Source organism: Thalassospira sp. GO-4 (assembly GCF_023588965.1).
GTDB classification, from domain to species: Bacteria; Pseudomonadota; Alphaproteobacteria; order Rhodospirillales; family Thalassospiraceae; genus Thalassospira; species Thalassospira povalilytica.
Genome location: NZ_CP097807.1, coordinates 3,492,203 through 3,507,334, shown reverse-complemented (window position 1 = coordinate 3,507,334; position 15,132 = coordinate 3,492,203). Strand labels below are relative to the sequence as shown.

General features: G+C 56.4%; 11 protein-coding genes. 4 read left to right on the top strand and 7 right to left on the bottom strand.

Annotated elements, in window-relative coordinates; all coding sequences use genetic code 11:
• Positions 1-94: 94 nt before the first annotated feature.
• Together M9H61_RS16195 and M9H61_RS16190 are read right to left on the bottom strand one after the other, a co-directional pair.
• Positions 95-1,399 carry an HlyD family type I secretion periplasmic adaptor subunit gene (locus tag M9H61_RS16195; protein ID WP_101245304.1) on the bottom strand — a complete coding sequence of 435 codons (1,305 nt, stop codon included), beginning with the start codon at positions 1,397-1,399 and terminating at the stop codon, positions 95-97.
• Entirely contained in the window at positions 1,399-3,894 is a 2,496-nt protein-coding gene (locus tag M9H61_RS16190; protein WP_250281673.1) for a type I secretion system permease/ATPase, read from the bottom strand. Before M9H61_RS16190 ends, M9H61_RS16195 begins: the two co-directional genes overlap by 1 nt.
• Before the next feature lie 498 nt (positions 3,895-4,392).
• Between M9H61_RS16190 and M9H61_RS16185 the strand changes: the two genes are divergently transcribed.
• From M9H61_RS16185 to M9H61_RS16175, 3 genes are all read left to right on the top strand, one after another.
• On the top strand, positions 4,393-5,286 hold the full coding sequence (locus M9H61_RS16185) for a M48 family metalloprotease (protein ID WP_250281670.1): 894 nt from the start codon (positions 4,393-4,395) through the stop codon (positions 5,284-5,286).
• Between the two features lie 6 nt (positions 5,287-5,292).
• Positions 5,293-5,628: an HNH endonuclease signature motif containing protein gene (locus M9H61_RS16180; protein ID WP_114112781.1), complete on the top strand. Its 336-nt coding sequence runs from the start codon at positions 5,293-5,295 to the stop codon at positions 5,626-5,628.
• A gap of 122 nt (positions 5,629-5,750) precedes the next feature.
• Positions 5,751-6,473 (top strand): MarC family protein, encoded by a 723-nt coding sequence (locus M9H61_RS16175; RefSeq protein WP_250281668.1) that lies wholly within the window; start codon positions 5,751-5,753, stop codon positions 6,471-6,473.
• A gap of 24 nt (positions 6,474-6,497) precedes the next feature.
• On the opposite strand, the gene M9H61_RS16170 is transcribed toward M9H61_RS16175, so the two are convergent.
• From M9H61_RS16170 to M9H61_RS16155, 4 genes are all read right to left on the bottom strand, one after another.
• Positions 6,498-7,424 carry a calcium/sodium antiporter gene (locus tag M9H61_RS16170; RefSeq protein WP_250281667.1) on the bottom strand — a complete coding sequence of 309 codons (927 nt, stop codon included), beginning with the start codon at positions 7,422-7,424 and terminating at the stop codon, positions 6,498-6,500.
• Between the two features lie 180 nt (positions 7,425-7,604).
• Positions 7,605-8,624: an Ldh family oxidoreductase gene (locus M9H61_RS16165; RefSeq protein WP_250281664.1), complete on the bottom strand. Its 1,020-nt coding sequence runs from the start codon at positions 8,622-8,624 to the stop codon at positions 7,605-7,607.
• Positions 8,625-8,651: 27 nt separating this feature from the next.
• Positions 8,652-9,824, bottom strand: coding sequence for an HPP family protein (locus M9H61_RS16160; RefSeq protein WP_250281662.1), 1,173 nt, complete (start codon positions 9,822-9,824; stop codon positions 8,652-8,654).
• Positions 9,825-10,021: 197 nt separating this feature from the next.
• Positions 10,022-12,406 carry a transketolase gene (locus tag M9H61_RS16155; RefSeq protein WP_250281660.1) on the bottom strand — a complete coding sequence of 795 codons (2,385 nt, stop codon included), beginning with the start codon at positions 12,404-12,406 and terminating at the stop codon, positions 10,022-10,024.
• A 459-nt stretch (positions 12,407-12,865) separates the two neighbouring features.
• Between M9H61_RS16155 and M9H61_RS16150 the strand changes: the two genes are divergently transcribed.
• Positions 12,866-13,768, top strand: coding sequence for a hypothetical protein (locus M9H61_RS16150; protein WP_250281658.1), 903 nt, complete (start codon positions 12,866-12,868; stop codon positions 13,766-13,768).
• Positions 13,769-13,884: 116 nt separating this feature from the next.
• Here M9H61_RS16150 and M9H61_RS16145 read toward each other — a convergent pair whose 3' ends face one another.
• Complete coding sequence (locus tag M9H61_RS16145; RefSeq protein ID WP_228194659.1) at positions 13,885-15,117, bottom strand: methionine gamma-lyase; 1,233 nt, start codon at positions 15,115-15,117, stop codon at positions 13,885-13,887.
• Between the last annotated feature and the right edge of the window lie 15 nt (positions 15,118-15,132).

The following is a 15,132-nucleotide window of genomic DNA, read 5'->3' as shown; positions in this document are numbered from 1 at the left end:
GTTTTTTCGGGATTTGGAAGCTCTAAATACAACCTGTCAGATTCTGTCAGGTTGTATAGGTCGAACACCGCACCCAATCAGAGCATAAAAATCGTTATTGCTCGCGGAAAGCGCGCTCGAAACTGGTGGTAATCGGGGAAAACAGATAGGCCAAAATCGTCCGGGAACCGGTTACGATCTCAAGCTGGGCAGGCATACCAGGGGATAGGATCATGCCTTCATGTTCGGCAAGACTGTCTGCATCGATCTCGACCATGGCCTGAAAATACGATCTGCCTTCCGAATCGGTAAGGCGATCGGGCGATACATCGGTGACAACCCCTTTGACCGGCGCGAACCAGCGCTGACTGAAGGCGGTGACACGGATATTCACACCAAGCCCGACAGAAACCACGTCGATATCATTGGGCGAAACACGCGCTTCGATCACCAGACGGTCATCAAGGGGCACAATTTCAAGAACCTGCGCACCGGGCGGAATGACCCCGCCAACCGTCGTGAATTGCATGTTGGTCACTGTCCCGTTGCGCGGTGCCTTGATGTCGGAGCGCACCAAAACATCCTCGGCCGAGCGCAACCGTTCATTCAGATCGGAAATCTCGCTCTGGACATCGCGAAGCTCGGTATTGATCGATTGCAGATGGTCGCGCATCAATTGTGACTGGCTGGCCTTGACCTGCTGAATTTGCTGCTCGATCCGGGCGATATCGGCGGAATAGCGACCGATATTGCCCAGCGTCTCGACCAACCGACTTTCAAGCTGCAAAAGCCGGGTGCGGCGCGCATAGCCAAGCTCGACCATCGGCTTGACCATCGCAAGCTCTTCCTTGACGATCCCGACTTGCTGTTCGGCGGCTGTTTTCTGTTCGCGCGTGCCGACGATTTCGCGGCGCAATTCCTTGATCCGCTCGTCATACAGCTCGACCTCGCCCTTGAACGCACTGCGCCGGCTTTCAAACAGCGTGGTTTGCGCATCCGTAATCGAAAAATATCGCGGATCGTTCAGAACATCGGGGAATGTCAGTTCGTCTTTTTGTGCCCGTTCGGCAATCAGGCGCGTCTGGGTCGCCAGCGCATTCAGATAACGGTTATTGAGCAAATCATAACTTGCCCGCGACCGCGTATCATCCAGACGCACCAGAACGTCCCCGGCCTTTACCCGCGTTCCGTTACGCACAAGGATCTCGCGGATGATGCCGCCTTCAAGATGCTGCACACTTTGCCGCCCGGAAAACGGGGCCACGACACCACTTGCGGTTGCCGCCGAATTGACCTCGGCCGTGCCCGCCCACAGCAGAACCGACCCAACCCCGAGAAACAGGATAAGCAGCCCGATCCGCACAAGCGGCTTCACATCGGTATCAAGCTGGCGTGCGGTTGGTAATTCTACTCCGGACATCAGGCCCCACCTTGTCGACGTTCAGCCGATCCTTCGACAACCCGCAATTGCGGGCGACCACGACGCGGTGCATCCCCCGATGTGGCGGGTGCAGTCGGCTTCTTGCGGGTGGCCGCGCGCTGTGCGGCGGCGCGTTCGGCGTCTTCGCGAACCTTTCGCATGCGCATTGCCGCCTCTTCACGTGCCCGTGCGATGGCTTCGGCTTCGCTCATCTTGCGTTTCGGCGCTTCCGGCTTGGCCGGTTCGCGTACAGCTTTCCGGCTACCTGGTTGCTGACGCTCGGCGCGCGGCTTTTGCGCAGCAGTCTTTGCTTTTGCAGCCGTCTGCTCAGATTTTTCGTCTTCGGACCAGCTGACCGATTTTTTCACCGGCGCGGATTTTTCCGCCTTTTCCGCCTTTTCAGCCTTTGGCACGACCGGGCGCATGGTCATCATGGTTCCACCCGGGGTCGGCTGCGGTTTCATTTCCGGCTTGGCAATTCCGGCGGCCTGTTTGGCGGCCCGTGCGCGGTCCGATCCGGCATCACTGCTGCGCCCGAAATCCTCGATCTCGGGCATTGCATCGGCGATTTCCGGTTCTTCGATCACGCTTGCCGGGTGTTGTCCGGCACTGGAATTCTTTTCAACAATCGGGCGCGGTGCGTCGGGGTTGGGGACCTCGATCTGCTTGGGGGTGATCCGCATTTGCCCGTCTGTGGTGCCCGCTGCGGCAACAGCCGACGGATCGGCATTCTCAACCGGGCGGGCCACAGGCGGCAGACCGCGCGCGATATCTTCGGTCTGGACGGTCGGTTTGCCGGTGGCGACACCGGCCGGGTTTTTGACCGGAACCACCTGAATCTGCCCGTCTGCAAGTGCAAGGATCGCATCCGCCCGGGCCAGAATGGCGCGTTCGTGACTGACGATAAATGTCGTAATGCCGTTCTTGCGCAGAATGTCGATCAGATCACTGATATGGCTGACACCGGTGTCATCAAGGGCGGTTGTCGGCTCATCAAGCAACAACATGCGCGGCCGCGAAAACAGGGCCGCGGCCAATGCAATCAACTGGCGCTGCCCGCCCGAAAGGTTACGCCCGCCGCGATCAACGCGCGTGTCATACCCATCCGGAAGATCCAAAATAAACTGATGCGCCCCGGCCAGTTCGGCGGCCTGGATGATATCGCGCATTTCCGCATTGCCAAGGCGGGCAATATTTTCGGCAATCGTACCCGGGAACAGGAACGGGTTCTGCGCAAGATATCCGATCTGCGCCCCGATTTCCGAACGGTCGACACGCGATGCTTCGACATCGTCAAGCTTGACCGACCCGGACCCCGGAAGCCAGATCCCCATAATCAGCTTCAACAGCGCAGTTTTGCCAACACCATTAAACCCGGCAATCGCAATGATCTGGCCCGGTCCGGCCTTGAAGGAAAACCCCTTGAACAGGACGTTGCGACTGTTGGGCGGCGCAAAGACCAGCCGATCCACACTGACAGCCATACCCCGACCACGCGGCAGCGGTGCGGGAACGGTCTGTCGCTTATCGAGCAAAATTTTGTTCAGACGCTCAAACGAATTGCGCGCTGCATTCCAGCTGCGCCAGGCACTGACCGCACCATCAAATGGCGCAAGCCCGCGCATGCCCAGGATCATCGACGCCACCATGATCCCGATCGTGATGCTTTCGGACAAAACCAGATAGGCACCAACCCCGATAAAGCACACCTGCATGGCAAGCCGGATGAAATGCGAAAGCGTGGTTGATGTCCCGACCCGGCGGCTGGCCTGACCTTCCCAGTAAAGGGCGTCCGACTGGTCTGCCTGCCAGCGCTGGCGGGCAGACTGGGTCATGCCCATGGCTTCCATGGCCTCGGCATTGCGGACATAGGTTTCTTCCTGCGCGATGCCGCGGTTCTGGCTTTCTTCGGACCGGTCGACGGAAATCTTGGCTGCGGCCTCGTTGGCAATGGCGATGGCAATCAACAGCACCGCCCCGCCACAGGCAACAAGCCCAAGCCGGACATCAAAGATAAACACAACCCCGATATAGACCGGCGCCCACATGAAATCGATCAGCGCAAAGGGCCCGCTTCCGGTCAGGAACCCGCGAAGCCCGTACAAATCGCGCAACGGACGCTGGCGCATCTGGGCGCCGCGTGCCGATTGCTGCACGACATGGGCAAACAGATCCCCGCCAAGACGCAGATCAAGGGCCGTTCCCACCCGGATCAGAACCCGGGATCGCAATTGCTCCATCGAGGCAATGAACAAAAGAACAAGCCCGATACCAACGGTCAAAAGTGCCAGTGTATCGACACTGCGGCTTGAAAGGACGCGATCAAATACCTGCATGGAATAGATCGGGATCACCATGTTGAGCATGTTGATCACCATCGAGAATCCGCCGACAAGCGCGATCGACCGCCAGAACAACCGTTCAAGCGGGGTCCGATCCCCCTCGCGTCCCGCATCCGCTTTGCGGGTTGGCCGGATTTTATCGAGCAGGCCCATGCATTCCTTCCGTTTTGTCGCCTTTGGCAACTGCCTTATCATATCATGCCGCTGCACATTGGCATCTGCCTATTGCGCATAGCAAACGCCCCGCGCAACAGTGCTGCGACGGGTAACCTAGCCAATGGCATACTGCCACTATTCTGGTTGAATATATAAGGATGTGTTAAAATCCTGCCCGAAATCCCTTTATTTCATTGCGCTATCCTCTGCCTGGCAACCCTGCCTGACCACGGGCTGCACCGAAACGACATCCGATATTTCCGCCATCACAAATGTCATAGATCAATGCCGGCAACGCCTTGTCATTCATACTTGTTTGACAATTCAGCCGATCGCGATTTGCGCAAGCCCCGTCTCAACCCCCATCTATAGATCAGGGCCGGATATCGCGACCACTTCACGATCGGCACCCTCAACGCCCAAGTGCCGTAATCGCCCCCGGAAATACTGCCACCGGGCATGTCACCCCAAAGACTCGCAACATGCGGAATGCCAATGACAAACGAAACCCCGCAACTTCCTGACGTCATCCAGCGATTTCTTGCCATCGAACCTGGCAGCACATCCCATGCCGGTACGCTGATGGCCTGCATGATTGGCGTTCTGGCGGCATGCGCCTGGATGCTTGGCGGGTTTTCGATGATGATTTCGGCCGGTATTGCCGTGTCGCTGATGCTGTTTCTGACACCGATGATATCGCCCGAAATTCTGATGAAGATGCTGCGCGCCAATCCGCTGCGCCCCAAAGATTATCCTGCGATCCATGAAATGATGCATCTGTTGTGCGAACGCGCAGGGCTTGATCACACGCCCAAGCTTTTCATCCTGCCGGGCAAGGGCGTGAATGCAATTACCACCGGCACCGATGCGCAAACCACCATCGCCATTTCAAGTGACGCACTCCATGATCTGTCTCCGCGACAGATGCGGGCCATTCTGGCCCATGAAATCGCCCATGCCTGGCATGGGGATACGCGGATTTTGCTGATGACGGATGTTTTGTATCGCGCGACATGGACCATTGCGCTGTTTGGTCTGGCGATCTTTATCTTTGGGGATTTCAATCCGCCGGTATGGATGGTTGTTCTGTTTGGCGCGGTCCCAACCATCAGCTTTTTACTGCAACGGGCGGTCATCCGTGATCGCGAATTCGCCGCCGATCACGGGGCCAGTGATTTGCTGAACGGTCCCGAAGACATGATTGATGCCCTGCTTCATATTGATCAGATCAATCGCCGCCGCTTGGGACTTATCCCCTATCGCAGCACGCAGCCGCCAACACTTCTCGACACCCACCCGTCGGTCACTGCCCGGATAAAGGCCTTGCGCGCGCTCAAACCCGAAACCTGGCAGAAATTTTTTGAAAACCGCCGCATGCCCGGACAATAATGGGTCATGGCGTCGCACCGTGACAAAACCGATACCGACCTTGGCCCCTGCCCGATCTGCGGCCGTCTGATGATTGCCGGGCCAAGTGTTGATCGCCATCACTGGCGACCCAAATCACAGGGTGGCACCGATACCCAGTGGCTCCATCGGGTGTGCCATCGCATGATCCACCGCCTGTTTGACGAAGCAACGATTGCGCGTGATTACGACACCCCCGACAGGCTGAAAACCCATCCCGACATCGTCAAATTCATCACTTGGGTTCGCAAAAAGCCCGTTGATTACATCGACTGGCCCGAAAGTGCCGGCCGTTATGGCAGGAACCGGGGAAAACGTCGTTAAGACCGGCGACAATTGGCAAAAAAACATTTACCTGCCAGACTATGCTCGCTACTTGTCCAGCCCACCGGGCTTATGGTGATCCTGCCCGATTGCACCGTAACTGTCGTTTTCAGGAAAAGCCGATGCCAAGCTTTGACATGCTCAATGAACTGATCCCGGTCTTTGTCACGCTTTTCGTGATCATTGATCCGCTGGGTCTGGTCCCGGTTTTCATTGTCCTGACCCAAGGCACAAGTGCCGCCCACCGTCGGCGCATGGCAATCCGCGCCTGTATCACCAGCTTCTTCATCCTTGCCGCCTTTGCCCTGATTGGCGAGGGATTGCTGGGCATTTTCGGTATTCACATGCCGGCCTTCCGCATTGCCGGTGGCACGCTTCTGTTCCTGATCGCACTTGAAATGCTGTTTGAAAAGCGCAGCCAGAAACGAAATGAGCGCGCCGAACAGGTTCATCAGGAACTTGAAGACGACCACGACGGCGAAAAGACCAAACCCGACAGCACATCCGCCCCGCAAACAGCCGAACATACCATCCCTGACGAAGAAGCCGACGACATCTCGATCTTCCCGATGTCGATCCCCTTCCTGTCAGGTCCCGGTGCAATTGCCTCGGTCATGCTTTTGATGGGCAAGTTTGAAAACAACATTGCCATGCAAGCCAGTGTGATTGGCGTGGTTGCTGTTGTCATGCTGATCGCATTTGCCTTTTTCCTGGCATCGAACGTTGTTGCCAAGCGCCTCAGCCCGACAGTGGCAACCGTGGTATCGCGCCTGCTTGGCATGATCCTGGCCGCCCTTGCGGTTCAGTTCATCATTGATGGCGTCAAACAGGCGTTTTTCCAGTAACCGGAAACCCGGGCCGTTCAAACTCTATTGCGCGGCCCAGACATAAACGCCGTAACCGATCAGCATCACCAGACCGACCGGACGTCCGATTGACGGGCGCCTCAGCAATACGGTCAGTAACAGCGAAACTGCAATCATCACCGGCAAATCAAAGCTCAGAAAACGCGCGGCAACCGGGATCGGGGATATTGCCGCGGTCAGGCCAAGTATGCCCAAAATATTGAAAATGTTCGATCCGACGATATTGCCGATGGCAATTTCGGACTGTTTGCGCAGGGCGGCGATCAATGATGTCGCAAGCTCTGGCAGGGATGTGCCCACCGCAACAATCGTCAAACCGATAAAGGCTTCTGAAACACCAAACGATCGGGCAATCGTGACCGACCCGTCGACCAGAAAACGGGCACCAACCATCAAAAGAACCAAACCGGCAACCACCCAAAGTACCGACACCCACAAGACCCCGCCGGGCACTGACGGATCGGTTGGCGCATCCTCATTCACCGGCTGGCTTTGCGACTGGCGATAGGCCACCAGCAAATACGTCACCAGCCCGGCAAACATCACACATCCGGCAATGCGTCCAACGTCACCCAATGCAAATATCGGTATCAGAATAATCGCTGCTGCCAGCATGACCGCGGTGTCACGACCAAGGGTCCCGCCCGAAACCGCAATCGGCCAGACAAGTGCCGAAACCCCGACAATCAGCAGGATATTGGCAATATTCGATCCCACCACATTGCCAAGCGCAATATCGGGCACCCCGCGCAAGGCCGCATCAAGGGATACTAGAAGTTCGGGCGTTGACGTCCCGAAACCGACCACAGTCAATCCGATCAGCAGGGATGACATCGAAAGCCGGCGCGCGATGCCGACACTGCCGCGGACAAGGGCCTCTCCCCCGAAAAACAGCCCCGCCAAACCACCCAGCAACATCAAATATTCCACAATCGACGCCTTTTCATCTGCCGACCAATGACTTTGCCCCAGATGGGTCCGAAATGCCCCCACATGGCCGCAACGCCGAGATGTGTGTCACGCCCGCCCCGTTTGCAAGCAATACAGATCACAGCGCAAAAATAAAAAACGCGACAGGGCCAAAGGTACCGTTCAAACCATGTAGTTTCCCTAGCCCGCCATGGTCAGCGCAACCAATTCGTCATGCAGGGCCTTGGGGATCGTCACCCCGTTTTGACGGCTGCGTTCACGCGCTTCGAACCGGCGCTGCGACGGCAGACGGGCACCTTGTGCCATGATCCGTTCAAACAGGTCTTCGGCATGATCAAGATGTTGTTGCGCCTCTGCGCCAAGGAAGGTTTCCGGGGAGAAGGCAATAATGATCTCGCCGTGATGCGGATTGCCCGGTGCATCTTCGGACGCCGCATGGGTTTCATGGCCCAGCACATCACCGATCAAGGGTCCGGCCAGCAAACCGATCATGGTCGAAAGGGCCGACCCCTTATGCCCGCCAAATGTCAGCATCGCACCTTCAAGGGCCTTGGTGGCATCGGTGGTCGGCTGACCATCGGCATCGATCGCCCAGCCTTCCGGAATGTCCTTGCCCGCCCGGCGATGCAGTTCGATCTCTCCACGCGCAATGACGCTGGTCGCGAAATCAAACGTGTATGGCGTCTTGCCCGGTCGCGGCCATGAAAAGGCAATCGGGTTGGTTCCCAAAAGCCGCTTTGTGCCGCCCGCGGGTGCGACAAAGGCATGGGTCGGCGTCATTGCCATCCCCACCAGCCCATGGGCGGAAATCTGCTCAACCTCGGGCCACAGGGCCGAAAAATGGAAACTGTTATTGATCGCCAGAACCGAAATCCCGCAATGGCGCGCCTTTTCCACCAGATAGGGCAAACCGGTTTCAAACGACAATAGTGAACAGCCTTTATGGGCATTGACGCGCGTGATCGCCGGGGCCTGATCGATCACTTCGGGCAGAACCTTGGTATCAAGCCCGCCATTGCGCGCGGTTTGTACGCACCCGATAAGTCGATACAGCCCGTGGGAATGGCATTCGTCAATTTGTGCTGACATAACACTGCGCACAATGGCACCTGCATGTGCGCTGCTAAAACCATTGTCTTCAAGCACGGCAAGACCAAGTTTCTCGGCCTGATCAATCGATAGGGTGACGGTATCGGTCATAGGGGCTTCCAACTTCTTAAAACACGTTCAATTCGATGAAATTTGGCGGGCTTGATCACTGCCAAGCCCCGCATGGGCAAGGGCGGCAATCAGATCGGTACGCGTGACAATGCCGATGATCTTGCCATATTCCACCACCGGCACTGCATCACAGGCCCCGTCCGCCATCAGGGGCAAAAGGGCCGCAAACGGCGTGTTTGCCGTGGCACGCGATTCGGTCACGGACATGATTTCAATCGCACGCACCGGCACGCTGCGTTTCCGGTCAATCAGGCGCCCCATCGCTGCCATCAGGCCACGATCAAGCCGCAGGGCATCATCCCCCGCCCGCCGGATGAGATGGATCTGGAAAATCACACCAAGATACCGCCCGTTATCATCCACAACCGGAAGCGATGTAAAACTGTGGCGGCGAAACAGATCGGCAACCTCGCCAAGGGCGGTATCAGCACCGACCGTCACCAGATCACGCGACATGATGTCTCCTGCGGTCAGCGGGCCGGTGCGATGGGATGCGACCTGCAATTCCGCGGCCCCGATCAGCCGTGCCAGATCCTCGACGCCAAGATTAAGCGACTGGCGATACCGGGCCAGAATGCCATTCAGCTCGTCTTCATCAAGGCCCAGCCGTTCAATCGCCGGGCGGTCTGTTGTCAGATGCGTGCCCTTGCCCTCAAAATGACGAAGCGGGTATTTGCGCCCGGTGGCACGCGCATAGACCATCGCAATCACCACTAGGGCCGCGGTAATCGCTGCCACCGGCGTTAGGGCAAACCGAAAACCAAGTTCACGTGCGATATCGGGGCTAAGTGCTGCAACCATGGCAACTGCGCCGCCGGGCGGATGAACCGCACGCACCAGGATCATCACTGCAATGGCAAGCCCGACCGCAAGCGCCACCGCCAGAACCGGATCATCAATCAGCAAACAAACCGCAATCCCGGCAAGGGCCGCAACACTGTTGCCAATGATCGCCGACCATGGCTGTGCCAATGGACTGTTGGGCACAGCAAACAGCAGCACCGACGTCGCCCCGAACGGCGCAATCAGGTAAAGCCCGGCATCATGAAGATCAAAAAGTGACAGAAGAAAACCAGCCACCCCCAAACCGATCAGCGCACCAACCCCGGCACGGACGGCTTCAACAGGTGAACTGAACGGCATCGCAGGCATTAACCCGCGAATGTAATTGTGTCTCATTGGTACGTTTCATAACCCGACCTGCCATTCAACAGGCCATAAGTGTTTAATTGTTATAAATTACTTTCCTCCCTCGTACGTTGAAACGACCATGCGGTCAATCGCAACACCACACCTGCCCGAAACCTGCCCGAACAAAAAAGGGAGGGCAATTTGCCCTCCCTCAAATCAAGTGATGTGCGCAACCTGAACGCTGATCAGTCCCAACGTTTTGCTGCACGCAGGATCGCATCGGTGCCGATCTGGTAGTGATCATAAAGCGCGATGCTGTCGCCGCACTGGCCAAAGCCATTCACACCAAGCGGTGCGACCGCATGACCACGGACCGAGCCAAGCCAGGCAAGGGCGGCCGGATGACCGTCAATCACCGTGACAAGGCGCGCATCGGATGCCAGCGGTTTAAGCAGGTTTTCAACATGCGACATTTCGCCCTTTGCCTTGCCTTCAAGACGGGCGCGTTCCAGATCCTGCCATTCATTGTAAAGCCGGTCGGTAGAGGTCACAGCCAAAAGTCCCAAGCCCGGATGGGTTTCGGAAAGCTTTTCCCAGGCGGCGATTGCCTCGGGCGCCATTGCCCCGCAATAGGCAATGACCATTTTGCAATTCTTGCCCGGCTCACGCAGCCAATAGCCACCGGAAACAATTTCCGCCTTGGTGGTATCGGAAAGTTCGCGTTCGGGCTGTGCCAGCGGTTTGGTCGACAGGCGCAAATAAACCGACCCGCCCTTGGGGGCCTGCATGTGATCAAACGACCAGCCCATGATGGTTGCCAGTTCATCGCCAAAGCTTGGCTCAAAGCTGGTCAGGCCCGGCTGCCCCATGCCGATCATCGGGGTCGAGATCGACTGATGCGCGCCCCCTTCCGGGGCAAGGGTAATGCCGCTTGGCGTTGCCACGACCATGAACCGCGCATCCTGATAACAGGCATAATTAAGCGCATCCAGACCACGCGCAATGAACGGATCATAAAGGGTGCCAATCGGGAACAGACGCTGCCCGAACAGGCTGTGCGACAGGCCAAGGGCGGCCAGGTTCAGGAACAGATTGTTTTCGGCAATGCCAAGCTCGACATGCTGCCCCCCCGGCGATCTGATCCATTTCTGGGCCGAGGGAACTTTGCGTTCGCGGAATTCATCGGCCAGTTCTTCGCGCCCGAACAGGCCGCGCTGGTTCACAAATCCGCCAAGGTTGGTCGAAACCGTCACGTCGGGCGATGTGGTAACGATGCGATCGGAAAGATCGCTGTCTTTCATCTTGGCCAGTTCATTGAGGATCTTGCCAAACACTTCCTGGGTGCTTGATGTCTCAACCCGGGCATAGGGCATTTCGGGGATGGTAATGACTTCGGCCATCTTGTGACGCGGGGCACGGTCATTGAACGGTGCATTGGCAATATAGTCGCGCACACGCTCGGCACTGACATCAAGGCCCGCCGCCATATCCCATTCCTGCCCGTCGGCGATGTTGTTTTGCAGCTTGAAGGCATCCATCTGCGGGATGTTCATCAAACCGGCATGGTTGTCCTTGTGACCCTGAAGCGGGGTGGCATAGCCCTTGACCGTATAGGCAATAAACACGGTCGGTTTATCGTTGGGAACTGCATCAAAGGCATTAAGCACCGCCTCCATGCAATGACCACCCAGATTGGTCATCAGATCATGCAGGGCGTCATCATCATAATCCCCCAGAAGATTGGCCAGCGCATTATCGCCGGGCATATCGGATGTGATCTGTTTGCGCCATGCGGCCCCGCCCTGGAAGGTCAGAGCCGAATAGATGTCATTTGGCACATCATTGAGCCATTTCTTAAGCGACTTGCCGCCTGGCTTGGCAAAGGCATCATGAAGCTTGCGACCATATTTGATGGTGATGACGTTCCAGCCAACCGCGCGGAAGAACCGGCCGATGACGCGGAACAGATGCGCATCAATCATGCCATCAAGGCTTTGACGGTTATAATCGATCACCCACCAGACATTGCGAATGTCATGCTTCCAGGTATCAAGCAGGGCTTCGTAAATATTGCCTTCATCAAGTTCGGCATCCCCGACAAGGGCGACCATGCGGCCGGGCTTCTCGCCCTTGGGCAGCATGTTTTTATAGCGCAGATAATCCTGTGTCAGGGCTGCGAAATTGGTCACCGCCGCACCAAGCCCGACCGATCCGGTGGAAAAATCAACCTGATCGCCATCCTTGGTCCGCGACGGATAAGATTGCGCGCCGCCAAATGAACGGAAGTTTTCAAGCTTTTCCTTGGTCTGACGTCCAAACAGATAGTTGATCGCATGGAAAACCGGACTTGCATGCGGCTTGACCGCCACCCGGTCCTGCGGACGCAGAACATTGAAATAAAGGGCCGTCATAAGGGTCGTCATCGACGCACAGCTGGCCTGATGGCCGCCAACCTTGATGCCGTCGCGCTTCGGACGCAGATGGTTGGCATTATGGATCGTCCAGCTTGATAGCCAGCGCACCTTCTTTTCGATCTGCCCCAGCATCTCAAGGTCTTCGGCTTTGACATTGCCGGTGCTGGTGGCTTCGATAATTTCACCGATTTCGGGTGCGGCATCCTGTGCTGACATTTTCCTGATCCCTTGTTCGAGCCTGCTGTTCCGGGTCTTTTGCGGGACTTTTATCGGCCCGCGACATTCCGGTATTGAATTACCGATTTTTAAGGGGAAATGACGGAAATCAAGGGATGCCACCTGCATTTCACACAAGATTCGTCACTTTTGCCTCAAACGTGGAATCGGCTGCGACAATCCCGGTCAAACATTCGAATTTCCCGTCTGAAACAATATTTCGTGGTCGCGAATTGGCACATTTATGACAGCGATTCGTCATGCATATCGCGAAACTTCGCCGCAAACCGGGTTTAAGGGAACAATAACCAATTCAAGGCAATCTCGCCAATCGTGTAGTAATTCTACCATTCGTATAGCATGCGTCTTCGCCCATTCTTTCACCCCGGAATTTAATTGATCAGATTTCATTTTTCCCCAATGGCGATTTCGATCTTCAGGCACAGGCCCGTGAAGATCATGGCTTCTGCCGCCTTGGCGCTGTTTCTGGGGATCGGGCAATCCGCACAATCGACGGCCACCGCACAGGATGCATCCAGCGATCTTGAGATCACGCTGCCGATGGATCATCAGTCGGCCTATTGTCAGGGACAAATTCCGTGGGAACAGCATTCGGAATATCACATTGATTTGTTGCGGCTTGCCGCCCGGCTAAGCGGTCGTGACATCACAATCACCCCGGTCTGCATGGATTACCCGACCGAAGAACGCCGCATTTCGATGCTGCTGACGGCAAGCCAGATCAATACTGTCTTTTTCGGGACGTCTTCAAACCGTGAAGAAAAACTGCTGCCGGCCTATGTTCCGATATATCTTGGCACGACCGGTCTGCGTCTTTTTATGGCGCGCCCCGAAACCCTGCCAGCACTGCGTGAAGTCGAAACCATAGACGACCTGCGCACCTTTTCGATGGGACAGGGCCTTGGCTGGCCGGATTCCGCCATTCTGATCGAAAACGGCTTTACCGTCGCCGATGGTCGCTACAAGACATTGCACCGGATGCTTGGTGCCAACCGGTTTGATCTGTATCCCCGCGCTTTCTGGCAGATCATTGGCGAATGGACCTGGATGCAAAGCCAGGCCCCCAATATCGCCGTGTCACGCGACATTGCCCTTTATTATCCGCAACCGATCTATTTCTTTTTCAGCCCGACAACACCGGCCCTGCGTGATGCCATTCAAACCGGACTGGAACGGGCCTATTCCAACGGCATGTTGCTTGAACTGCTGAAATCACATCCGGAAACCGCTCCGTCCTTTAGCGGGCTGGACCTCGGCAGTATCCGGATCATTCACGGCACAAATGAAAACCTTCCGGAAAAATCACGCCAAATCATGAAACAATACGGCCTGTTTGAATAATCCCGACAAATCAATCTTCCAAACACCAAAAGGCCGATCTGCGAAAACAGACCGGCCCTGTTACCCCCGGGTCCAAATACAGCACCGGGTGATTTTTGGTTTGATTGTTCGACTTGTTATTCGGCGGCAATCGCCATTTCGCCACCATCAAGCGCATTGGCCAGATCGGCCAGAATGTCATCGATGCTCTCAAGACCGGCCGACAGGCGGATCAACCCATCGGTGATCTGATATTCGGCGCGTTCTTCGGCGGTATAGGTCGAATGGGTCATTGACGCCGGATGCTGGATCAGGGTTTCGGCATCGCCAAGGCTGACCGCACGGGTAATCATGTTAAGGCCGTTCATCAATTTGCGCCCTGCTTCGATCCCGCCCTTAAGCTCGAACGCGATCATGCCACCGAAACGGTCCATCTGCGCCTTTGCGAGCGCATGCTGCGCAAAGCTTTCAAGACCCGGGTAATAAACCCGCTCGACCTTGGGATGGGAGTCAAGGAAAGCCGCGATCTTTTCAGCATTGTCGCAATGGCGTTCCATCCGCAGTTCAAGCGTCTTGAGCCCGCGCATCACAAGATTGGCATCCTGTGCCGACAGAACCGCACCGGTCATGTCCTTAAGACCGACCAGACGCACCTGCGTCATATCTTCAAGCGATCCGATCACTGCACCGGCCATAAGGTCCCCATGGCCGCCCAGATATTTGGTGGCGGAATGCACGACGATATCGGCACCAAGTTCAATCGGGCGCTGCAAATACGGCGTACAATAGGTGTTATCAACCACCACCTTGGCACCGTGTTTGTGGGCGATGTCGGAAATGGCTTTGATATCGACCAGACGCATATTCGGGTTGGCCGGGGTTTCAAAATAGACAATCTTGGTCTTGTCCGAAATCGCCTTTTCCAGTTCGGCCGGATCGGTCAGATCGACATGGGTGTGCTTGATCCCGAACTTTTCCAGACCATGACGGAAATAGGCAAATGTGCAGCCATAAAGGGTGCGATCCACAATGATCTCGTCACCCGGCTCGATAAAGGTCCAGCAGACCGATGTAATCGCCCCCATGCCCGACGCCGTCGCAAGGGCTGCTTCACCGCCTTCAAGCACCGCCAGACGCTTTTCGAGAAGATCAAGCGTCGGGTTGGCAATACGCGAATAGATAAAGCCCTGCTCGTCACCGGCAAAGAACCGCCCGCCCTGCTCGGCCGTTTCGAACGCAAAGGTCGAAGACATGTAAACCGGCGGGTTCAGCGCGCCATTATGGCTTTGCGGATCATATCCGTGATGGATCGCACGGGTGGCGAAACCGGTTTTGGCGACATTGCTGTTGCGGCTGTCATTGGCAGACATGTGAGGCTCCTGAAA